Origin of the sequence: Proteus sp. G2675, from assembly GCF_963886535.1 — a bacterium.
GTDB lineage: Bacteria > Pseudomonadota > Gammaproteobacteria > Enterobacterales > Enterobacteriaceae > Proteus > Proteus mirabilis.
Window position 1 is genome coordinate 142,236 of sequence record NZ_CAWPCB010000022.1, and the last position, 23,848, is coordinate 166,083.

The window sequence follows — 23,848 nt, forward strand, 5'->3', positions numbered from 1 at the left end:
TTGATAAACAAGTGAATGCACTGCACTGAGATATTTCTATAACGACTTATTAAGTGACTATAAAGCACATTCACCCGTAAGTTAATCTTAGTTGGCGCTTATTTTCGCCTATCTTGGCTTTATAAACAATCAATGGTTATCTATTTATTCTCAGCATTGTGCCAATGCTCTGCTGTCGTTGTTTGCAATCGTTGTTTTTTTAGCTGATGAACAACCGAGGCTAGGCCACAAATTTCTTTGCTACAAAAAATCGATAATAGCTTATCGTGCCACACCAATGATGGTGCCGTTGTCGTTGATCGCTGTTGCTGAATATTGGGAGTCCAGAGGCTTTAGGTATTTCTGTTCATCGTCAATGACTAACTGCTTAAAGGTTGCTTCTTTCGAATCATCCAAACGCGCAACAACCAATAAATCTGAAGAATAAGATAACTCAGGATCAACAACGATCACAGCCCCCTCGGGTATGATTTTTTTCCGCTTGGATTTTCCATACTGTCGCCTTTTACGCGAAGTGCGAAACCACCCTCATGCTTTCCCTGTGACTTCACGCCACTCTTCAGCATCTTCATAGGCAAATTCCTTCGCTATTTCAGTCCAATCACCGGCCTGAACCCAGTTAATGAGAGGAATTCTTCCCTTGATATCAGGCACGACTTCTACATTACCGACTCCCAAGTCAATCTCGACGTCAAAGCAATGACATTTCGTTGATCAATGGCCTTTTTCCACAAAAAAACGTCACTGATTAAGAACCTTAGAATAAAGGGCATCAATGAAAATACTACACTGCTCTTTCATTTTCCTATTAAAATCAATATAAGTATCTTCAGGAATTTTTAGAAAAAGCACATGGAACGGTATCTCTTGCCCTTGCTGGTGAATAATATCTGAAATCACCCCCTGTGTTTTTTCAAGGTTAAGTGAAGCCCATCGTTCTTCTGATATAGGGTAAATAAATCCACACCCCTTGATTGCGGCAATATTTCCATACTGCCCTATGTAAGTATGTAGCTGAAAAAGATCTTCACGCTTCACCCCAAATTGTGAATCAAATGCTTTATACTTCACATCAAATACGAATAATCTCTCATCGATTTCTATAACAAGATCAGGTTCAAGTTTTCTCATATAACCGCTGAGCGCACCAGATGCTATTTCCTGACATAGCTCGAACTTACCTAGCAGGCGTAACCCATCTCGCTTGATGAGCTTACGAATGAAATATTCAAACAACATCGAAATATCGAAAAAGAAAGCACTCGAATCCTGCTGCGAATCAAAATCAGAGCCCTTCCGGCCAATAACTTGCTTAGATAAGTCAATGAGCACGTTATAATCATTGTAGAAAGGATTGGTGAAATGAGAAGTCCTCAAAATTTCTTGCTGTGACCTTTTTATCCCCTGATTGGCAGTCAGAAATGCGCTATAGATATTTCGTGTTTGGTGACAAAATGAGTAATGTGCAACTGCTTCATAAGCTTTTATAAAAAGTGAAGTTGCAGGGCTATCGTAGCTGTGCTCTCGGTACGAGCATAAATATTTTCCAGATGATTTATTCTGAAAATAATCTGTAGCATTTATAGTTCCCCTTACGCGGGAAATACGATCATTTCTTGTAATATAAGTCTTTGGCAAGCCCAAGCGGTAGGCTCTCTTAAACTTAATGTTCCATAGATATGCTAAAAGCCATTCGTAACCGTCTGCGTGACTTTCTCCTCCAATGTTTTCTAATTCGAGAAATCCATCGGCATCTGCAATGATGTATTGAAGGAAAGCATCACCAAAACGTGAGCTGATCTTCAGAGAGTAATCTCCTCGCTTAACAAATCCGATTAAATTGCCCGTGTCGAGATTAAAATTTCTGGCATCCGTACCAGAGACATCGATGAAACCGCCATCTGTATTGTGTTCGTAATCTTCATCATTGAAGAGTATTAAAGCATCGGAAATATTATCATTCAGCGTTTTTTCGACATCACGAGATACCGAATTCAAAAAGTGCCAAATTGCAGACTCGTCGTTATGAGGATAGGTCCACTGCCCTTTTGATTTGGTTCTAAGGGTTATCGACTTTCCTAAACGTCTATTTTTCAAAATGCCTTCGCTGACAAAATAGGACTGGTTATCGACCAGTGTGCCGTTCTTAATGATATCGAAAAGCCACACTGTTTAAACCCCAAACGCCTTTCCGAAGGAGCTAATCAGTTCAGTCTCCTTACCCGTTCCACGAAGATACTCCTGTAATAACGGACGAATACAATCATCCCATACACGCTCTCGTACCTCCGAAACTGTAAGGCTGGTTGCATACTTCAAATCCATCAAATAGGCATGACCAATTTGGTAATCATTACCAAGCAAAGGCTCTTTAGCTATCAATTCATTCAAGCGTTCAAGGTTATCCACCAGGGGCAGCCAAGCTTTGCAAAATTGGTTCAAATGGTATTTCAATAGCGCCATATCAGGCACCACTTCTTCCCAACGGAATCTTCGACGTAAAGCGAAGTCAAAACTTTCGACACTTCTGTCTATCGTGTTCATCGTTCCAATAAGATAGATGTTTGTTGGAATGAAGAACAAATACCCTTTAGCGTCCTTAAGCATACCAGTATGTTCATTGTTCAGATTGGCATATTGGGTTTTAACGCAACCTCTAGTGCCTCGGTATTCCAGACAGTACATTAACTCACCAAAAACGCGAGACAACTCAGCCCGGTTTACCTCATCAATTATAAAGAAAAATGGTGGTACTGCTTCCGATACAAGCTTGGATGTATCTGATATTTCGAAAACATCCCGCCAATGCTCACCTGATAACTTTTCTCTAAACGGGAGAAGTTCTTTGATAGTAAGAGACTCCCACTTCTGAGCAAGTCCAAGCCCATATACATCGATTTCCCACTTACCAGCGCTTCGACAAAACTCTTTAAAAACACCATTTTGCAACCTTAATTGGGAGTTCCCATCACTGCCCAAAACCGGACGTAGCCCTTCCATAAAGTCTTCATAGCTGAAAGAAGGATGAAATTGAACCAACTCAATCTGACTTGCATGTGTGAGACGGCTATTGGAAGTAAATTCCTCTTTCCAGATGTCAAACATGAGCGAAGTTTGCAGGCGTGCTTGATAAGTTTTCCCTGTCCCCGGTGCCCCGTATTTAATAATCTGCTTCTTTAAACTGAATGGGTTTGACAAATTCTCGTAAAGCACCCAAACAAACTGACTAAGATAAAACTCATCAGTTTTACCTTCCCGAAGCTCATTATCAAACTCGCTTTTGATGCTTTTTAATAGAAAAATGTTTTTAGCAAACCAACTTTGATTTTCTTCTGTTGGGTATACTGGAATTATTCCTTCACGTATAAGCCAATTAAAAATCTGATTGAATTTACCGGAGTCAACCGTTGTGGAGACTTCGAGTGTACAAGCTGCAGCCACTCGATTAACGAGAACAGGGTTGTTGGATTTACCTTGGTTAGACCACGTATCAGAAAAAATCGTGAAGTTTTCACTGTTTGGAATCAATATAAATTTTTCTAATGCGGATATGAAATTCTTGTTTTTAATGAATGACTGGAAATTGTCATTGCTCAACACAGACTGTCCGCGAGAAGCGATACCGTTGCTCTTCTCATAGATTAACTGCTTCAGAAAAGCTTCATCATTTTGAGACAAGCCTTCTCCAGATGTGATTCGCTCACGAATTTGAGCGACCTGACTGTAAAAGTCACGATAGGCTTTGTGCCATCCATTGACTTCATGTTTCCTGTTCTCAATAAGATATTTATATAGGTTTTTCAGTCTACTTTTCATTTATTCTCTTGTTACTGGATTATCGGACACACATCTTGATTTCATTTTGAGATTTTTTGAGAGACTTATTTAGTCTGAAAACAGTAACCAAAGTCTTCATTGCTCCTGACTGAACGACTACAAAATGCAAATCACTGTTACTGTGCAGCCAAATATCAGCTTTGTTACTATATTTTTGGTTCTTATGAAGAGCTACCTTTTCAGGCAAAATTGCTTTTGTCAATGATGAGCTAAATAACCTTGAAGCCAAAGCCTTCCAAGGATGCTTGGGCACTCTGTCAAAAAACCATTCAACAAACCTTTCCTGTTCATGACTAGTCACCACGACAGGTCCAATATTTGGCACATTGATGACTTCATCGATTTCTCTCACGGTAGCATTATCGACACTGTATTCCTCGAAGGGATATGAGAGCCAATCGTCACGCTTTTCTACTGAGAGTTGTTCTTCCTTGTGTCAATGATCTTCAAAAATCCACCGCGATGATTATTGACACCATAAGGTAAAAGAGTTTTAAGAGACTGCTTATATGACTCTTTCACTGTTTCGCGCTGGGAATGACTAACCATTGCGTTCCTCCTTTCTCTAGTTTATCTTTTTAGGATTTTACGGCGAAATTCGCCGTGTAATTGATATTTTTTAAACTAATTCAACTAAAACTGAGAAGGCTTACCTAATTCGATATGCGAGTAACATCTGTGATACTTTGGTGCGTTTTTTTGTTAGAACCAATCCAGCTATTAACTCAGTAATAAAATATCAAGCCCCATCCGCAGAGGTAATTGTTAGCTCAACTTGATGGGATTCACTTATAGATACCAGTAGCGATTTTCTAGTTTATAAACAAATAAATGTACAATACTAATGTATTTTCCTATCTTAATAGGCTTTTTATAAACTAACGATAAATTTAAGAACTAAAGTAAACATGCGTTTTACTTATTTTAACGCCCTTCATATTGTCTTTATTATTCTCACAATATGTTTTACTAAATACCCCTTGTAACTAAAGTAAAATTATTTACCAAAATATCCATTAGGTAAAATTTAAATAAAAGAATAAAAGTCTACTCACTTCACATAAAATAAAAAAAGACGCCTAATAGAAGACGTCTTTAATTTAACTTAAATAAGTATTTAATTAGAATTTAATTGGATAAGCCATGATTATCGCATCTTCTTTTCCCGTTGCTGTTGGATAATAATTCTTACGTACAGATACTGAATTAAATCCTATAGATTCATAGAGATTAGATGCTTTTTGATTGGATTCTCTTACCTCAAGCCATAATGTAGCAATATCTTTTCTTTCAATATTATCAATAAGTTCTAATAACAATGCTTTTCCATAGCCTTTACCTTGATAATCAGGATGTATCGCGATATTAAAAAGCGTTGCTTCATCTAATATTAATTGCGTAATAGCAAAACCTACCATAATATTATCAATGCAAATTTTTAGATTAAAATAATGATCACCTTGGTTACTATAGAATGTTTCTTCGCTCCAAGGGAATGAATGACTTAGTTTTTCAATTTCCCATGCTAAAGGTAAATCAGCAGGGTTTAATGGGGAAATGGTCTTCATGTTGATAGATTTGTTTCCAAAGATCGCGTTTTGCATTGGCATCAAAATATAATTGATGTAATGAAGGGCTTCTCAGAGAAGTATATTGAGCAGGTAGAGTGATATCAGTACCTAATAGCCAACAGGCTGGTGTAAATGATCCTGTGAGCAGGCTCACATCCTCTGAGGTAATACAATAGATTTCACTTTTATCTATTCCCATAGTGCTAAAAATATCAGAGAAAAGCCCGTTATTTAGATCAACAACATCATCAGTAATGATAAGTAAACGAGTGGTATCCGGAAATTGCACAGAATGTTCGCCTTTTAATACAGCAGGCTTACGAAGTACCCATTGACGAATTCCAAGTTGGGCTAACATTCTGTCTTTACGGCTCATGATATTTACCTATCAAGTGTAGAACAACGGTACATAGTATCAGAGGGCATAAACTACGCCAATAAATAGCGTCAGTTTCTTTATATCTGATATCATGCGTTTTATGTTTTTTAAGGAGTAATAATCATAATGTCCTCATTGTCCCCTGCCAGCGAAGTTATTCTTCGTCATCTAGATCATTTCGCAGACAGGCACGTACTCATAGCAGGTGATCTTCAAGACACGCTAGCATTACAAATTCAGGCCAAAAGTGTTAGAGCCTATACAAATCAATATCACCAGTGGCTACCGCTACTCAAATCCATGGGTGATAATGCATTTTTTGGTTTAGCGGCAGATCAATCATTCGTAAAATATTGCGACACTTTGATTTATTTTTGGCCTAAAAATAAGAATGAAGCAACTTTTCAGTTACGTAGCTTATGTGCAAGTTTATCTGTCGATACTGAAATCTTCATCGTCGGCGAAAACCGTAGTGGTGTAAAAAGTGCTACGGAATTAATGAATGGTATAGCAAAGCTAAAAAAAATAGATTCAGCACGTCGTTGTAGCCTCTTTTTTGGTTCACTAACCTATCAAACACTCTTTGATCGAAATAACTGGTGGCAAACTTATCGTTATGACGATTTAACGGTGATGGCATTACCCGGTGTTTTTAGTCAAACCGCATTAGATGAAGGCAGCCGATTATTACTCTCTACATTTGATGATGCAATGGTAGGTGACTTACTGGATATGGCCTGTGGTTGTGGGGTGATTGCCACGGTATTAGGCAAGAAAAACCCGATGTTAAAACTCACACTCTGTGACGTCAATGCAGCCGCTATTTCATCCAGTATTGCCACGTTAAATGTTAATGAATTAGAAGGACGGGTTATTGCAAGCAATGTCTATTCTGCGGTAGAAGAAACTTATGATTGGATAGTCTCTAATCCTCCTTTCCATGATGGCTTAGGTACCAGCTATCAAGCTGCAGAAGACATTATTCGTCTCGCGCCTAACTTTTTGAAAAAAGGCGGTAAACTGCGTATTGTTGCCAATGCTTTCTTACCTTATCAAGATATTCTTGATCACGTGTTTGGCTCTCATGAAGTGCTTGCATCAACAGGTAAATTCAAAGTTTACCAAGCAACCAAGAAATAGTAATCACTAGCACTATTATAAAAACCGCCAGTAATTGATTTTTCAACTACTGGCGGTCTTCTGTATTTACTTCCTTCCTTTTTATTATCAGCAGGTTATCGTGCCTTTATTTACGGTTATCTACCCATGATAGGTTAAAAAAAAGGTCATTAAGCTATAGGTGATCACAACGCCGGCGGGGATCATCACCCACATTTGTAATTTCTTATGAAATAACATAATGGTAGATAGCAACATAGAAATAACAAGAACCAATGTAAATGCTGCTGTTCCTGCAATAGAGTGGGTGATCACAGTAAATAACGAAGCAACGGCCAACATTTCCCATAAACTAATACGAGATGTCCAAGAAGAGACAGAGGAGATACGTGTTGATTTAGCCATGAGAGCCACCACCTGTTAATGATAATGATTTTCATTATTATATAACACATTGGTTAACTCAATGTCTATCAAGAAAAAAAAGTAGCCATACCCTTAATTTTAAAGAGGTTAAACAAAAAACGCTTTACCGCTGCCAACGATAAAGCATTTTAGAGTCATCAAATGATGATGTAAAATAAGTGATTAATCTTCTTTATTAAAATTAAGCACTAAATGAATATCTTCAGGCTCTCTTTCATAAAGCTCAGTATCAGGCACATCAATTAAACGACAGCCCATATGCTGATAAAAATTAACACTATTTTCAGAAGGCGTTGAGGATATATATAATCCGCTAGCCCCTTTTTGCTTCGCATATTCCACACAATAATCAAACAATATACGGGCTAATCCTTGCCCACGCTGCTGGTGGCTAATATGTAAGAAAGAGAGCTGTAACAAGGTGTTATCTTGGCCTCGCCACTGTGGATCAACACTGGCAGCAGCGACTAACTTGTCATCTTCAAAGACTCCCCAAAAAGGGGCACCGCGCTCAGCACTTTCAAGTAAAACAGGGGTATAATGTTCTGCCTCACCTTCAGGCCAGCCTTTCATATCAAAACGCTGTTCAGATAACACCAATTGCCCTTGTTGTAAAACATATAGCCTTTCAATCAGTTCTGTTCTATCAATTTCCCAAACGCGAGGGATTTCATTATGTGTTAATAGACGAATATTTTTTTTCATTGTTGAAGATTAACCTGTTCTGAAGAAGATCCGCTCCGCTCTAATGCGTGGTAAGCCACTGCACAGAATAAGGAGTTCAACCGTTTCATATCACCCAACAAACTGGTATGCAGCGAACTGGTTTCAATACTTTGCATATTATGCAAATGAAGACGTTCTACATGAGCAAACGAGTAACGTTGGTTGAGTAAACGGAATCGATGTTTTGCTCGGCGTAATTTACGCGCATGCTCCATATTGCCGGAAACAAACACCGACATCGCCAGATTCAGATTACTTTGCAGACGCTCAAGGAGTGTCTGTAATTCACGACGTCCTTCCTCCGATAAATTTAAGTGATGATCTAAACTTTTATTCACCACCTCACCAGACATACGCGCTATGATAGCGGAAGATTGTTGCAAATTCATCGCGGTATCAATAATTTCTGCCCAGCGACGAGAGTCTTCAGTACCAAGATCATGCTGCTGAATTTGTGCCATATACAATTTAATACTGCTATGGAGCAATTCCACTTCCTCTTCTAGCTGGCTAATCTCCCTTTTTTGCAGACGATCCCCTTCCATTAAGGCTTGAAAACGTTGCAACATCTGTTCAACCACATCCCCTAACCGTAATGTCTCTCTGACTGCATTAGCAATAGCTAAAGAGGGAGTATCAACGGCGGATGGATCTAAATAACGAGGTGCAACTTCTGTTCCAGTAACGGGTAATTCCGGCACTAATTTTTGACATAATTTCGCCATTGGCCCCACAAACGGCAACATCAACACACAGCGCACTAAGTTATAAATCACATGAAAATAGATAATCACTTCCGCAGGGGAAAAATCATATTGTTGGATTTTTGTCGCAATTAGGGTGATCCACGGCAATACCAGCAAGGCGCCAATTAATTTAAAAAACAGACTCCCTATGACGACTTGACGTGAACTAATACTTTGACCACGACTACTGATTAATGCCAACAATCCACTACCAATATTAGAACCAATAACAATACATAAACTAATATATAAAGGCATAAAGCCTGTTGCACTTAATGTTGCGGTAAGTAATACCGCCGCTAAGCTTGAATAACTAACCATCGCAAAAATAGCGCCGACCAGTAGTGCTAAAATCGTATCCCCGCTCAAAGAGGTAAAAATAGCTTGTACTGCACTGGCATGGGTTATCGGCTCAGCAGAAGTCACAATCAGTTGTAATGCTAAGATAATTAAACCAAGGCCTATTCCCACTCTACCCAGTTGCCCGATACGCTCTTTTTTACGACTTAAAAAAGTCATGACACCCAGTAAAATCAGTAACGGTGATAACCACGAAAGATCGAATGTCAGCACTCGCGCCATTAGCGCTGTACCCACATCAGCCCCTAACATAATCACCAAAGCGGGTGTAATAGAAATAAGACCTTGAGTGACGAATGAAATCACTAGCAATGCCGTAGCATTACTACTTTGTACTAAGGCAGTAACACCGACACCTGCAAGAAAAGCATTCGATTTTTTATTAATACTTTTACCTAAAATTCGGCGTAAATCAGAGCCGAACACACGCATAATACCGGTGCGAACAATATGTGTTCCCCAGACTAAAAGTGCCACGGATGAGAGTAAATGAAGCAGTGTTAGCATAGAAATTAGTCACCTTATTTTTTATCGTTGTTTATTGGCTCATTTCTCCTTCAATGCCATAAAAAAGAGAGAGATCCTACGCAGATAACCATATCTGAAAAATGATTTTTATAGATAACGCCCTAATCAAAACGACGTTATTAGGCAAAAAGATATTGCGACTTAAGTGCAATAATCAATGGAGAAGTTAAGAATAGTATAAGAATATCATTGTAAATTCTGTTAATTATAGCAAACAAAAAGTAACTTTCAAAATTAGACTGTAAATAACGTCTTGATTTATTATCGTTTTCTTATTTTTTGTAAAGAAATCATAGAAAAAAACGCGACTTGAGGGTATCTCTCTAAGTCGCGTGAAAATACAACAATTTTAGTAAGACAATTCAACTACATTTCAGACAGACTACAATTCAGTCACCTTATCAAGGTTATTTCAATCCCATCGCATCGCGCATAGTAAAGAAAAGATCTGTTTGGTCTGTTAACCCTACGACATTAGCAGCATGTGGACCATAAGCGGCAACGCGTAATTGCGCGCCTGTATGCTCTTGTGAATCCGTTTCTGAGTTACCATAATTCACCACCATGACAGCGCCATCTTTGGTAATCAATGCTTGTGTTAAGCCGCTTGATTTCACATCAGCTTCAATAATTTGACTAGAGTGAGCGTGATCTGCGGTCACTATAATAAGCGTATCACCATTTTGTTTAGCGAAATCTAAACCAATTTGTACCGCTTCATCTAATGCCACCGTTTCACCAATTTGACCACAAGGATTAGCATTATGATCTTGTTTATCAATGGAGGCGCTTTCGACTTGTAAGAAGAAACCATTTTCATTCGTTTTCAGCAAATCAATCGCTTTTTTGGTCATTTGCGCTAATGTTGGTGCATTCGGGTCTAATTTTGAATTCGGTTTACACTCTAAAGGAGGATTCTTTAAATTACCTTGATAAGTGGCTTTTGGCCCTTCCCAAGCGACGGCCATATTACCGTCATGAAATAGACCTAACACAGGTTTATCTTGATTTGCTAGCGTAATCGCCTCTAACGATTTAGCATCTTTCACAATTTGATAGCCACGCTCTATCGCTTGTTGCTCGAGCGTTTTCCCTTTATATTCACCGGCCGTTGCTGTTTGAGCAAAACTTTTCGCGCCTCCTCCCAGTGTAATATCGGCACGAGTCACTAACAATTGCTCAGAGATTGAACCTCTACCGCCATTTTCTAGCGCATTCGTTGAGCATTTTGCTAACGTTTCTACAGGCCCATAACACTTACGCCCGGTAACATGTGAAAATAGCGCAGCCGGTGTTGCATCTTGAATTTCAGAGGTAGTGACATTCCCCGTCGCTTTACCATTCGCTTTTGCTAATTCCAAAATCGTTTGGTGATCTTTACCAAACACATCAATCCCTAATGCCCCATTATAGGTTTTAACCCCTGAAGCCCATGCTGTTGCTGATGCGGCCGAATCTGTTACATAATTAGGTTTTTGTGTTTTTCTATCTAAAGAATAATGAGTATATTGGCCGGTCATCGGTAACGCATCAATCCCTTTAAAGAAGCCACCAGCCCCTTCGGCATAGTTACGTGCTACCGTTATCTCAGAATCCCCCATCCCATCACCGATAAATAGGATCACATTTTTAGCTTGATGATTATTAAGTGCTGCTTTTAATGCTTCAGTTTGATCTGAGGTTATACGACGAGCACCACCAAATTCCGTAATATTACCTTTTGCTGCGCGATCTTGCGCCAAAATAGTATCGGCAGTGACGGGGGCTGCAAAAGAAGAGAAACTCACGCTTGTAAAGAGTGTTGCGACGACTACAGATAACGCAGAACGTTGATAACGTAGAGACATAGCTTTTTCCTTGCACGCAAAAAAATAAAGAATTTTGGGTTTATGTTTTAAGTCACAAAGAGCTTACGAGAGTAAAATGACAAACAGATGAAAGAAAAAAGCGATTTAGATGACAGCTTTATGGCAAATAAATGACAAATTAGCCTAAAGAAAAAGGATGTGTAGTTCACCACCACTCACATCCCTTTAAGATAAAAAAGATGAATAATTAATCGTTAGTTAACGCTTTAGTGCCGATATAAAGCGCCTCACACCAAGAGATATAATCATGCCCGCTCGCCATCTCGAGCGATTGCACAGGATAGCCCCTTTGCTGTAAAACCTGCTTTAATTGGCGATTATTATTTAATATTCCTCCAGCGCCTTCGCGAGACTCAAATAACCCAGCTTCTAAGAAAAACTGTAATGGTTTTTTATCCGCCTGTTGATATTGGCGAATTAACCATTCTGGGGCTTCGTTTTCTGGCGCCCACCAATAAGAGCCTGACATACTAAGCACTTTCCCAAAGCGATCAGGACGGTTAAATGCCACCCATGCAGAGGCTAATCCCCCATAGCTTGAGCCTGAGACTATAGTTTCCTTAGCGGCTACTTGCAGGCCTTTCTCTTGCTCTAACCAAACCAAAAGTTCATCCGCTAAAAAGCGGTGAAAATCAGGATTAGGTGGTAATTCAACACTACGACGATCACTATCAATACTATCGACAAATAAGATAGCAATAGGAGGTAATTTCCCCTCTTCAATCAACTTATCAAAAAACCGGTCTATGCCATATTGTTGGCGATAAATTTGTCCATCAAATAGCACCAATAGCCGCGGTGTCGTCATTTTCTGTGCGGGTAAATAAAGCGCAATCTCTCGATCATTATTTAAAATTTCACTATGAAAACGACTGATTGATGTATTGCCATTCATTGCCCTATCTAAGATATCTGGCAACTGGCATTCACGGGGATAATCAAGTGACAGCAATGAAAAGTAATTATAACGATCGTCCGCTTTACTTGGTGAAGGGTGAAGATTAAAAGGATCGGCCTGTGCCGTCGTTAAAATAGCACGGCGCTGCTGTGCAGCTGTCGCATTTTCAATGACTGGCACATCTGGTGCTAATTTATATTGCATTAATGTATCGTTAGGCACGATATAACTACGATACCAAATATCGCTATTGGCTAAACGCGTTAACGGATCATGATCACCTGCAGGCGATCCCAATAGATATACATTAGATTGCGCACCTTGCCATAAAAAAGTCACACGCTTGTTATGATTATCGTAAGGTTCAACAAGGGGAGTTCCCTCTTGCTGTATCTGTTGCCAGAATAACTGTATATTGCTGGCGGTGAGATCTTGTGCCAGCATTTGCAATCTAGGGCTAGTTAATGCTATACCCACATCTTTATCTAAAGGCTGATAAGGGTATGTTTTCAGTGTGATATGCCACTGTACCCCAACTTCTCCTTGGGCAATAAACTGATAATTTGCCGTTTCAGGTAATAGGAAGCGTATCTTTTGTTGTTGTCCATCAACGGGCACATCTTTTAATAAGCGACGAATATGAGTGCCATCTTGGTTTGCTAATTGTAGATTTTGTATACCTTTAACATCTAACTCAGCATAACGCTGGCTCTGTAAATGTGTAGAAAAACAGAGTGCTTTATCGTGATTAAACTGGCCTGTTATTTCTTTATTTTCTGTTATTGATAAGCAATTGGCGAAACTAGAAAAAGAGGCCATCAATGCGCAGATCATTAGAGGAGTTCTCACTGTATTTTCTCATTATAATTTAGGTAAGAACTTATAGTAATGATAATTGTTATCAATTCAATAAGGATTTATTGGTGTATGAATTTGATCACTTAGAATAATAAAAAAACTCCACAATCTTTTGGTTTTCTTGTGGAGTTTTAGTAGCAAAATAATATTCAAAGGGTCTATCAACGCTCTTCTAATGGATAACTACGGAAGCTCCATAATCCCAATGCTTTTAAGCCATCGCGATAAATACCTTGTAAATCAGATTTTGATGTTTTTTGTAATTCAGCTAATGGCTTATCGGGGGCTACAACCGTTAAATAAGTGATATCACTGGGGCCACTTTGCCAACTCGCAACCGTAAAAATAACATCAGCACGACGAACATGACTACCAGAGCTAATAATCACCGCTGTTTTAATTCGGTGTTTAGTTAATGCATAACGGCTAAATAACGCATTCTCCACCGTTGAGCGTGCATAATTGTCTTGGAAAATTCGCTCTGCGGGAATACCTTGTTTAACTAGCCAATCCGCCATTAATTTACCTTCGGTTTGATGTGCTTTCGGCACACCACCTGTCACAACAATCATTGCATCAGGTAACTGTTTTGCGACTTCAAGGGTTTTATTTAAACGATCAATCAAGATCTGATTCATCGTACCATCTGGATTAAGTGCATAACCCAATGTCACAATGGCATTATTTCCTTTGGTTTTATTTAGCGTTGCCAAATCTGCTGGCGTTAACTTATCACTTAATGGCATTTTGCTTACACGATCAATTTGAGCAAAAAAGCGGCTTAGCTCTTCAGCTTTTGCCGGATTAAGGGATTTTAACTTGTTAAAATAGGCTTCACTTTCTTTATCTTTACCTTCAAAACGCGTCCAAGAAGTCACATAAATTAATGCATCAATATCATCCGGTGCAGCTTCTAAAATTTGTTTATAAATCGTTACCGCACGCTCAATTTGATTGTTATAGACATAAGCACTGGCGGCACTAAATAGTAAATCTAAGCGATAAGGCTCTAATTTATAAGCTTGTTGTAGCTTTTGTGCTACGACTTCCATATTAGAAGGTAGTTTTCCCGTAAATCCAGCGTCAGAAACACGCGCTGGCGATTTAAATGCCTCTAATGCATCTTGGATCAACATATCCACCGTTTGGCGCTGAGAAATATATTGCTGATAGCTATTATCGGGTTGATGGACTTTTTGATAAGCCAATGCAGAAGAGGAAGCCGTAAAGCCTAAAGCAGCAATGGCTAATGAAATAACTGTTTTTTTGATCTGAAGTGAAATACGGGAAGGTTGCGCCATTATCTTGTCCTTTTGCGAAAATAAATCTGTTTCTTCAATTGGTTAAGCTTATGAAGACAAAGTGTGTGACTCCTCACACTTAAGAGAAAAAGAAATACACACCGATATATCTATACCTAACTTTTATCATAGAGATCTACCATTAATTTGCAGTAATCATTTTCACTAATTTGAAAAAAATAGCATTATTATGCTAATCGCTTAATGAACAGCCGTTTTTATCCATACTTTAGGTTTAAACAAAAATTTCATTCTTATTGTGACTATATAGCTAGCTATAAATAAAAAACGCCAATTAATGGCGTTTTTAAAAATACTTATTCGATATGCTTTGATTGCATCATCAGCAATTCCCTGACTAATTCGACACAACGAAGAAAGCGCTCATCATAATCAGGAGGATCTACTTTGACATATTCAATATTGTTTTTATCTAACATCTCTATCAACAGTGTTTGAAAACGACGACGCTCTTTATCACTCCCTAAACTACGTAAACCATCGGCAACCCATGGCGTATTGTTCTCTAGCAGAATAACTAAATCAAAACGATATTCATCAATCAATGCCTGTACAAAAGGATGTTCTTTTCCTTCATAGCGTAAACAAAAAGCCTGTGTTGTTACAAAATCAGTATCGATAAATGCAACTTTATTAGCATATTTAACTGCAAAATCAATATATTGGGCATGACCTAAAGCGATTTTATCATAATCAGAATACTGCAATGCCATTTCGTCTCCTCCTAAATGAGAGAAGACATAATCACGGCCATATTCCCACGCACTGGTTGTATTAAAAATATTGGCAAGCTTATTTACTAAGGTCGATTTGCCACTCGATTCACCACCTAATATAGCCACTGTACGCACGAAAAAAGGTTTTACTTCAGTAGGAATATATTCCCAATATTTAAATGGCGCTTGACGGATTTGACTACCGCTAATATTCATAAACGAGCGCTCAGGATCGACCAGTACCGTTTCAATACCTAAAAATGCTTCATATTGACTGGCGTCCTCTCGTTCACTGGTATAGATAAAATCCGGCGCGATTTGTTTTTCTTGTAGAAAAGCTTTGATACCCTCACTCCACATTTCCCAACCATGCGGTTGAGGCTCTATACCATGTTCATTAAACTCATGAATACGAATATTTTTCTGATACTTAAAAGTTTGTAATAACCAGCGCAACCTATCACTTACCGTCGGCTGTTGTGACATCGCACTATTGATAAATAGCTCTTTATCACGAGGTTCGTCATGACATAAAATGACATGCAATTCATCCACTTGACTACAAGCTCGTTGAATTAAATAAATATGCCCAGTATGAAGAGGATAGAATTTACCAAAAATCACCCCAATGGTTTTCTGTTGTAATGGATATTCTAATCCCAAAAATTGGTGTAATGCGGACATTTTTTGTGCACTGGGGCTTTTGATTTTGTTATTAATAAGCTGGCTAAGATAGCCCTTTGTCATCTGACTTTCATCGGCAACTTGCTGTAAGGTATAGCCATTCTTTTTTATTGCCTGTTTGATATAATCAAAAGATCCCATGATTTACTCCTTTAGAAGTCGTCCAAATCATCAAGTACAGATAACGCATCTGATAGTTTCTTCACACCATACACTTTCATATCAGGTGGATTTTTCTTTGGCATATTCGCATTAGGCACAATAGCACGTTTAAAACCGTGTTTTGCTGCTTCTGCAATTCGCTCTTGTCCACTTGGTACAGGACGAATTTCTCCCGCGAGTCCTACCTCACCAAAAATAACTAAATCACGCGGTAAAGGACGATTACGAAAACTCGATACTAATGATAGTAATAAAGCTAAATCTGCACTGGTTTCGGTTACTTTGACACCGCCAACGACATTAACAAAGACATCTTGATCAGACATCTGTAAACCACCATGACGATGCAAAACCGCTAATAATATTGCTAAGCGATTTTGCTCTAATCCCACCGCAACACGGCGAGGATTTGATAACATAGAGTGGTCGACCAATGCTTGGATCTCCACCAGTAATGGCCGTGTTCCTTCCCACACCACCATAACAGAACTGCCTGAAGTCACCTCATCACCACGACTTAAAAAGATAGCCGATGGATTACTCACTTCGCGTAAACCTTGTTCGGTCATGGCAAAAACACCTAACTCATTCACCGCACCAAAGCGGTTTTTATGACTACGCAATGTTCTAAAACGTGAGTCTGTTTCACCATCAAGCATCACTGAGCAGTCAATACAGTGTTCTAATACTTTAGGTCCCGCTAATGTGCCATCTTTGGTGACATGACCCACCATAATAATGGCAATATCATTCGTTTTAGCAAAACGAGTCAGATAAGCGGCTGTCTCTCGTACCTGTGCCACACTGCCCGGGGAAGATTGAATATCGGCCATATGCATTACTTGGATCGAGTCAATGACCATTAATTTAGGTTGCTCTTGAGCAGCAATTAAACAAATTTGTTCAATACTGGTTTCTGACAACATATTCAATTCGGTTGTTGGTAAACCTAAGCGGTGCGCCCGCATGGCAACCTGCTGTAATGACTCTTCTCCCGTGACATACAAGGTTTTCATTTCAGTGGCTAAACGACACATGGTCTGCAGTAATAGTGTACTTTTACCTGCCCCCGGATTTCCGCCAATTAAAATGGCACTTCCCGGCACAACCCCTCCGCCTAACACACGATCAAATTCTTTAAATCCTGTCGAAAAGCGAGGTAATGCTTCAAGGCTAATTTCAGAGAGCTTTTGAACACGGCTTATTCCTTTCGCATCTCCAGCAAAACCGCTAAAACGATCGTTACGGGCAGAAGGTGCCGCCGCAAGGCGCACTTCCGTAATGGTATTCCACGCATGACACGCAGAACATTGTCCTTGCCAACGCGGGTAATCGGCACCACATTCATTACATACAAAGGCTCTTTTGGCTGCTTTTGCCACACTGCTCTCCCCGTTATTTTCTTGACTGAAAACTTATCGTTCTTCGTGCTTTAATCCTGCACTTAAAATACACATCACACCCATTAAATCAGCATGACGAATAGCTACTTTGGCTTGTGCATATACTTTAGGTTTGGCATGGTAGGCAATACCTAAACCCGCCTTTCTAAGCATTTTAAGATCGTTTGCGCCATCACCTATCGCAATGGTTTGTTCCAGCGGTATATCTAAATCTTTAGCTAAGCGTGTAAGCACTTGCGCTTTATATTTAGCATCAACAATAGGGCCTTTGACTTTGCCCGTTAATTTACCATCTTTAATTTCTAGCTGATTAGCAACCGCTGCAACTAAACGTAATCGCTGTTTTAGGTTATCAGCAAAATAAGTAAATCCCCCTGATGCAATCGCAATTTGCCAATCCATTGCCTGAAGCTTACGCACTAAACTTGTTAACCCGGGCATCAGAGGTAAATTATCCATTACTTTTTGTAAAATATTCGCATCAGCTCCCGCTAATTGTGCAACACGCAATTTTAGGCTTTCACTAAAATCCATTTCACCTTGCATCGCTTGCTCCGTTATCTCGGCCACTTTATCACCGACACCGGCCAGTTTAGCGATTTCATCAATACACTCAATTTGAATAGCCGTGGAATCCATATCCATCACTAAAAGTCCCGGAGAGCGTAAACGTGGGATCTGCCCAAAGGGTACAACATCTAAACCACATTCATCAGATAACCGACGAATACGACGAGTTAAACTTCCCGCAATACGTACCACTTGGTAATCATCAATACGCCATGAAGAAACCACCACAATAGCCACACCTAATTTATGCTGGAACTCACTTATTCTTTTTTTATCAAGTTCTCGTCCATAAAGTAACCATCCGCTATCGCCTGCACGATAATCCAGTGGCATCACTTCTTCACCACTGAGTGATAGCGGTAGACCTGGCCATTTACGGATCTCATCCGGTAAATAGCAATAGGTCAGACTATTTGACATACTTATTCTCCTGTTTTCCCCTGTCTGAACAAAATAATTGTTATTCAGCCTATTCTATCTGCGACTCATCTGGCAACATGCACATACTTGCTTACGCAAAAGGTTGAACATGCTTAAAGATAAACTAAAATTCAAACTACAAAAAACCGCGATTATACTGATTTGTATCGCATTATTGGCTTTTTTGATGCAAGGTGCCTCTTATTTTAGCCGTGCAAATCAGCACGCCCGTATCACCCAGTTTGAAGAGCTTGCCAAAACACTGGCAGAACAAGTTGCCTTCTCATTATCCAATTATATGGATGACAGTAGCAAAGATAACGTAAATCCACACATTATAGCTAATTTAAATCATCTAACTCACGATAGTCGGGTACTGGATGCAAGTCTTTATTGGCAAGATGGCACACAAATAGCGCATAGTGGTGAAAATGTGACGGTAAAAGAGCGATTGGCCTTAGAAGGACAAAAAAGTGGCGGTTCTTTTAATCATCAGCTGGTGGTGCCTATCCCTGGTCAAGATCAGCCAAAGGGTTTTCTAAGATTGACGTTAGATACACACCAACTTGTCACAGAATCTGGCCAAGTCGATAACACCACCAATTTATTGCGTGTGATGCTATTGGTTGCTCTGGCGATTGGTTTTTTACTGTCCCACAGCTTATTGCAATTAACACCAGTGCATTGGCAGCAATCGCCCTATTTATTAACCGCAAGTTTACCCACTCGTCATGAAAAAGAAGATGATGAACAAAAAAGTGATCAGCAAAAAGAAACAGAAAATAGATCTGAAGTTAAATAACACTGCCACAAATTAACATAATAAGGTGAGTCATTAGTACTCACCTTCATGTCTATGTTTCTATCTAAAATAGGTTAAATTATTTTAGATATATCTAATTTATACGTATTTTCGTGCTATTCCCTTAAACTTTGAATGGGCTTTGTTTAAAATCACAGTAAATCTCAGTCAATTTATTAACCTAATACGATAAATAAATCTTACATCTTTCTTTTGCTCTTGAGTTGCTGAGGTGGTTATGACTGAACAATCTGTTATCCAACGTTGTCAACAAATCGTAGAAAATCCAACCCTTTCCCCCGAACAAAAACGTCATTTTCTAGCATTAGAAGCGGAAAATATGTTGCCATACCCGACATTATCTAACGAGGCGAGCCTTGCGCTAAATGAACGGGTTATCTGCGATATGTATGAAGGTCATGCCCCTTATAAACCACGTTATGTATTACCTGATTACGCGAAATTCTTAGCACAAGGCTCGCGCTATTTAGAGCTTGAACCTGCCCAAGATTTTGATGATGCGCTAAATATGCTGACTATCCTTTATCATCATGTTCCTTCAGTCACTTCAATGCCGGTTTATTTAGGTCGTATTGATAAAATCTTACTACCTTATGTGGGGAATTTGACGCAAGAGCAACTCTATCCAAAATTAAAGCGTTTCTGGCGCTATCTTGATAGAACCCTTCCTGATGCCTTTATGCACGCTAATATTGGCCCCGAAGACTCTATCATTACACGTTTAATTCTTAAGGTAGATGTTGAACTTCAACAAGTAGCCCCGAATCTCACCTTTATTTATGACGCGGCACTAACACCTTCTGATTTATTGCACCAAGCAATCACCAATATTTGTCATAGTAGTAAACCCCATATTGCTAACGGTACATTGCAAGATGCTGTATTTGGTAAAGATGAATACGGTATTGTTAGTTGTTATAACTCTCTACCGCAAAGTGGTGGCGGTAGCACTTTAGTTCGTATCAATCTCAAAGAAGTAGCAAAGCGCAGCCAAAATAGTGCCGACTTTCTAGAGAATGTATTGCCGTTTTATATGCAAAAACAAATCGAGATCATCAATGCTCGTTGCGAATTCCTCTATGAAAAATCAAACTTTTTTCAACAAAGCTTTTTAGTAGAAGAAGGTTTGATCTCACCCGATCGTTTTGCCCCGATGTTTGGCATTTATGGTATGGCTGAAGCAGTTTCTCTATTACTTGAGAAAGAAGGTCATACAGCAAACTATGGTCATAGCGAAGCGGCCAATAAACTTAGCTATATTATTAGTGAAAAACTGGCCCAATTTGTTGCACAGACTCCTGTAAAATATGGTTGGAAACAGCGTGCCATGTTACATGCTCAATCAGGCATAAGTTCTGATATTGGTACTACACCGGCGACCCGAATTCCTTATGGAACAGAGCCTGATCCTGTTACTCATTTAATGACCGTTGCCCCCCACCATCAATTTTATACTTCAGGTATTAGTGATATTTTAACCGTGGATGAAACTATCAAACAAAATCCTGATGCCTTAATGCAACTGTGCTTAGGGGCGTTTTCTTGCGGATTACGTGAATTTACCGCTAATGTGGGTGGCAATGATTTAGTCCGTGTCACTGGGTATATGGTGCGGTTATCTGATTTAAAAAAATATAAAGAAGAAGGCTCTCGCCTAAATACAACTTGGTTAGGAGATGAAGCAACAACCAATTGCCATATTGCTGAACGAAAACCACGAGTGATTAGCCATGAACAGCAGATGCGCTTCGATAAATAAAATACTGCCTTTTTCTTGTGTTGATGGCCCAGGCAATCGCCTCGCCATCTTCCTACAAGGATGTAATTTACGCTGTAAGAACTGTCACAATCCCTACACTATGGGGATTTGTGATAACTGCGGGGATTGCATTGCCACTTGCCCACAGCAAGCGCTTTCATTACAAAACGGTGTAATAAATTGGAACGCTGACAGCTGTGAGCAATGTGATACTTGTATTCAGCAATGTCCTCGCCAATCAAGCCCTATGACATTGACCTATACGGTTGATGAACTAATTGCAATTACGCGTAAATATGCAGCCTTTATCAATGGGGTAACAGTTAGTGGCGGGGAATCTACGTTACAACTTCCATTTTTAATTGATTATTTTAAAGCAATCAAAGAAGCCCCTGATCTTCGACATCTTACCTGTTTAATTGACAGTAATGGCACTCTTTCACTTAATGGTTGGCAAAAAATCGCCCCCTTTATGGATGGAGCGATGATTGATTTAAAAAGTTGGAGTGAAGAAACACATATTTATTTAACCGGACGTAGTAATCAACGTATTAAAAAATCAATCAAATGGTTAAGTGAGCATAATTTACTTGCAGAATTACGCCTTTTATATATTCCAGAAAAAACCGATTATTTAGAGAATATAGAACCGCTTTCTCATTTTATTAATTCACTTGGTGAATCAATTACAATTCGTATTAATGCGTTTCATCAGCATGGCGTATATGGTGAAGCGAAGAATTGGCGTTCCGCAAATAAAGAACAAATCATAAATCTACAAAATGAATTAATACTTAGAAAAGTAAATTTAATTAAAACACCAAATATATATACATAATAATAATTCCTTACTCATTATTATATATTAAATTCATTTCATTTTATCCAATTGACTTTAATTAATACAGAGGTTAACCTCCAGTTAAAATCTTATTTTTGGTATATAAAATGAAAATGAAAAATAAATCAATATTATATATATTGTGTCCTCTCTATATATGGCCTATTAATTGCTACAGCAATTATAATATAAATGATATGGGAGACTCAATTTATAACCCCTTTAGCATTGCAAATAATGCAAGTCAATATTATGAATTTAATCATAATAGATATGAATACATTAAACATCTCCACGGCCGTGTCTTAGATAAGCATAGTTACAACCAACAGTTAATGACGCCGTTTGGAAGCACTTACATATATGCAACAATAAGTGATGATACACTTTCATTATATAATCGTATAGCTGATGAAGGTGAACGTAATATTCAAAAAAAGATACCTAATTATAATGTTAGAGAAACCGTTTATTTCTCAGAAGAACTCTTACCAAATGAATTATTTATTAGTATAGATGGCGGAAAAACCATAAAAAAAATAAATAAAGAAAATAATCCGCAATTAGATCTTCTTTACCTTTCCCATATTTCAAAAAATAGTAAAACTGTTGTTGGGTATGCCTTTGCAGGTGCTAGAGCCAGATTAGAGCAGATGGTTAAAAATAATAGTATTTTTGAAGATACTATCGGTTGTGGTACATACAATGGATGTTATGTATTTGCCTATAACGTATATAACAATACATTTTCTATTTTAGATAGAAACATGGAGATTAGATATTTAACGAAAGATGGTAATTTTATTTTATATGAATACAAAGGTGATGAGAGAAAGAAACTATATATTTATGATATCTATAAAAAAGAAGACTTCGAATTAACATTCGATAACGTTAATAAGTATTTAGCTAATCATCCAGAAAAAGCAATTTTACTTTCACCAATTACTGAATATCCTTTCTTAAAGGGAATAAAAAGAAGAGGTGTTGATATTCAAAAAATCAGTGATAATGGTCAAGTCTTTATTGGCCAGCTAAACCGAGATTTGCCTAAAAAGAAATTACTGGATAGAGAATATCCTAAAGTTGCCTTTATCACAACAGCATCAGGCCCTATACGAGAACTTAGTCTCTCTGAATTTGGATCGACAAAACTTGCAGATACCTCAGCAGATGGGAACTATAGCGTTGGCTGGGGAGATGTTTGGCATTATAATTATGCAATTAAGTTACCTACTAGAACAAAAACTTCTTCAGCAATTTTTAGTCAAGCACTACTCTATGACTTCTCTAATGATAAACTCATCAATATTGGTAATCTTTCTAAAAAAGAAGAAGAAGCAAGATTTAGAAATGCCAGAGCACTTGATATTACTGCTGATGGTAAATATGTTGTAGGATGGTCTGAAACTGATGAGTATAACTTAAATACCATTCCAAAAGATCTAACAGGCACTGGTCCTCATGCCTTTATCATGTTTCATCGTCATGGTTTTATTTATTTCAATAATCATATGTATGACTTAGGAACACTTGACGGGGGAAAAGATTCAGAAGCACATGCCATCTCAGATGATGGAAGAATCATTTATGGTGTAGCCACTAATGAACGTAATAACTGGCGTCAAGTTATTTGGAGAAATGATGAAATCGATGATAAATATTTCAATACTGAACAACAAGAAATTGCAGATGAAAAAGATAAGCAAGCTGAGCAGGAAAAAACGGAGCAAGAGCGCCTAGCCAAACTGCAAGCGGAGCAAGAAAAAGCGGAGCAAGAGCGCCTAGCCAGACTGCAAGCTGAGCAAAAAAAGGCGGAGCAAGAGCGCCTA

21 protein-coding genes are annotated in these 23,848 nt (G+C 38.6%); 5 read left to right on the plus strand and 16 right to left on the minus strand.

What is annotated here, in order from left to right; translation table 11 throughout:
- Positions 1 to 261: 261 nt before the first annotated feature.
- From AACQ49_RS18440 to AACQ49_RS05665, 7 genes are all read right to left on the minus strand, one after another.
- A complete protein-coding gene (locus tag AACQ49_RS18440) occupies positions 262 to 471 on the minus strand; it encodes a LexA family protein (RefSeq protein WP_425337898.1) in 210 nt (69 codons plus the stop codon).
- Between the two features lie 57 nt (positions 472 to 528).
- Positions 529 to 678 (minus strand): hypothetical protein, encoded by a 150-nt coding sequence (locus AACQ49_RS18445; RefSeq protein ID WP_004245648.1) that lies wholly within the window; start codon positions 676 to 678, stop codon positions 529 to 531.
- Between the two features lie 63 nt (positions 679 to 741).
- Positions 742 to 2,169, minus strand: coding sequence for a 5-methylcytosine restriction system specificity protein McrC (locus AACQ49_RS05645; protein ID WP_004245649.1), 1,428 nt, complete (start codon positions 2,167 to 2,169; stop codon positions 742 to 744).
- A gap of 3 nt (positions 2,170 to 2,172) precedes the next feature.
- Positions 2,173 to 3,816 carry an McrB family protein gene (locus AACQ49_RS05650; protein WP_161778927.1) on the minus strand — a complete coding sequence of 548 codons (1,644 nt, stop codon included), beginning with the start codon at positions 3,814 to 3,816 and terminating at the stop codon, positions 2,173 to 2,175.
- A gap of 19 nt (positions 3,817 to 3,835) precedes the next feature.
- Positions 3,836 to 4,189 carry a hypothetical protein gene (locus tag AACQ49_RS05655; protein ID WP_161778928.1) on the minus strand — a complete coding sequence of 118 codons (354 nt, stop codon included), beginning with the start codon at positions 4,187 to 4,189 and terminating at the stop codon, positions 3,836 to 3,838.
- Positions 4,190 to 4,958: 769 nt separating this feature from the next.
- Entirely contained in the window at positions 4,959 to 5,405 is a 447-nt protein-coding gene (gene rimI, locus AACQ49_RS05660; RefSeq protein ID WP_004245652.1) for a ribosomal protein S18-alanine N-acetyltransferase, read from the minus strand.
- Positions 5,374 to 5,784, minus strand: coding sequence for a DNA polymerase III subunit psi (locus AACQ49_RS05665; protein ID WP_004245653.1), 411 nt, complete (start codon positions 5,782 to 5,784; stop codon positions 5,374 to 5,376). Before AACQ49_RS05665 ends, rimI begins: the two co-directional genes overlap by 32 nt.
- A 129-nt stretch (positions 5,785 to 5,913) precedes the next feature.
- Between AACQ49_RS05665 and rsmC the strand changes: the two genes are divergently transcribed.
- The gene (rsmC, locus tag AACQ49_RS05670) at positions 5,914 to 6,927 is read left to right on the plus strand and encodes a 16S rRNA (guanine(1207)-N(2))-methyltransferase RsmC (RefSeq protein ID WP_004250184.1); all 1,014 of its coding nucleotides are present in this window, start codon (positions 5,914 to 5,916) and stop codon (positions 6,925 to 6,927) included.
- A 120-nt stretch (positions 6,928 to 7,047) separates the two neighbouring features.
- Here the strand turns inward: rsmC and AACQ49_RS05675 are convergent, their stop codons facing one another.
- From AACQ49_RS05675 to serB, 9 genes are all read right to left on the minus strand, one after another.
- On the minus strand, positions 7,048 to 7,311 hold the full coding sequence (locus AACQ49_RS05675) for a DUF1435 family protein (RefSeq protein WP_004245657.1): 264 nt from the start codon (positions 7,309 to 7,311) through the stop codon (positions 7,048 to 7,050).
- 183 nt (positions 7,312 to 7,494) lie between these two features.
- The gene (locus tag AACQ49_RS05680) at positions 7,495 to 8,037 is read right to left on the minus strand and encodes a GNAT family N-acetyltransferase (protein ID WP_004245658.1); all 543 of its coding nucleotides are present in this window, start codon (positions 8,035 to 8,037) and stop codon (positions 7,495 to 7,497) included.
- Complete coding sequence (locus AACQ49_RS05685; protein WP_036895607.1) at positions 8,034 to 9,671, minus strand: Na/Pi cotransporter family protein; 1,638 nt, start codon at positions 9,669 to 9,671, stop codon at positions 8,034 to 8,036. The genes AACQ49_RS05680 and AACQ49_RS05685 overlap by 4 nt, the downstream gene beginning before the upstream one ends.
- A gap of 428 nt (positions 9,672 to 10,099) precedes the next feature.
- Positions 10,100 to 11,539: an alkaline phosphatase gene (phoA, locus tag AACQ49_RS05690; protein WP_012368409.1), complete on the minus strand. Its 1,440-nt coding sequence runs from the start codon at positions 11,537 to 11,539 to the stop codon at positions 10,100 to 10,102.
- Between the two features lie 208 nt (positions 11,540 to 11,747).
- Complete coding sequence (locus AACQ49_RS05695; protein ID WP_237731541.1) at positions 11,748 to 13,307, minus strand: alpha/beta hydrolase-fold protein; 1,560 nt, start codon at positions 13,305 to 13,307, stop codon at positions 11,748 to 11,750.
- A 170-nt stretch (positions 13,308 to 13,477) separates the two neighbouring features.
- The gene (locus AACQ49_RS05700) at positions 13,478 to 14,617 is read right to left on the minus strand and encodes a YdcF family protein (protein WP_004249297.1); all 1,140 of its coding nucleotides are present in this window, start codon (positions 14,615 to 14,617) and stop codon (positions 13,478 to 13,480) included.
- Positions 14,618 to 14,934: 317 nt separating this feature from the next.
- Entirely contained in the window at positions 14,935 to 16,179 is a 1,245-nt protein-coding gene (gene nadR / locus AACQ49_RS05705; protein WP_004249296.1) for a multifunctional transcriptional regulator/nicotinamide-nucleotide adenylyltransferase/ribosylnicotinamide kinase NadR, read from the minus strand.
- 11 nt (positions 16,180 to 16,190) lie between these two features.
- On the minus strand, positions 16,191 to 17,582 hold the full coding sequence (gene radA, locus AACQ49_RS05710) for a DNA repair protein RadA (RefSeq protein WP_004249295.1): 1,392 nt from the start codon (positions 17,580 to 17,582) through the stop codon (positions 16,191 to 16,193).
- Between the two features lie 33 nt (positions 17,583 to 17,615).
- On the minus strand, positions 17,616 to 18,593 hold the full coding sequence (gene serB, locus AACQ49_RS05715; RefSeq protein ID WP_004245668.1) for a phosphoserine phosphatase: 978 nt from the start codon (positions 18,591 to 18,593) through the stop codon (positions 17,616 to 17,618).
- 109 nt (positions 18,594 to 18,702) lie between these two features.
- Between serB and AACQ49_RS05720 the strand changes: the two genes are divergently transcribed.
- From AACQ49_RS05720 to AACQ49_RS05735, 4 genes are all read left to right on the plus strand, one after another.
- The gene (locus AACQ49_RS05720; RefSeq protein ID WP_004249293.1) at positions 18,703 to 19,395 is read left to right on the plus strand and encodes a YtjB family periplasmic protein; all 693 of its coding nucleotides are present in this window, start codon (positions 18,703 to 18,705) and stop codon (positions 19,393 to 19,395) included.
- 238 nt (positions 19,396 to 19,633) lie between these two features.
- Positions 19,634 to 21,175, plus strand: a complete 1,542-nt coding sequence (locus AACQ49_RS05725) for a YjjI family glycine radical enzyme (protein WP_004245670.1) — start codon at positions 19,634 to 19,636, stop codon at positions 21,173 to 21,175.
- A complete protein-coding gene (locus tag AACQ49_RS05730) occupies positions 21,147 to 22,013 on the plus strand; it encodes a YjjW family glycine radical enzyme activase (protein WP_036895610.1) in 867 nt (288 codons plus the stop codon). Before AACQ49_RS05725 ends, AACQ49_RS05730 begins: the two co-directional genes overlap by 29 nt.
- Positions 22,014 to 22,123: 110 nt before the next feature.
- Positions 22,124 to 23,848, plus strand: a 1,725-nt coding sequence (locus AACQ49_RS05735) for a hypothetical protein (RefSeq protein WP_442958919.1), incomplete at its 3' end; no start/stop codon positions are given.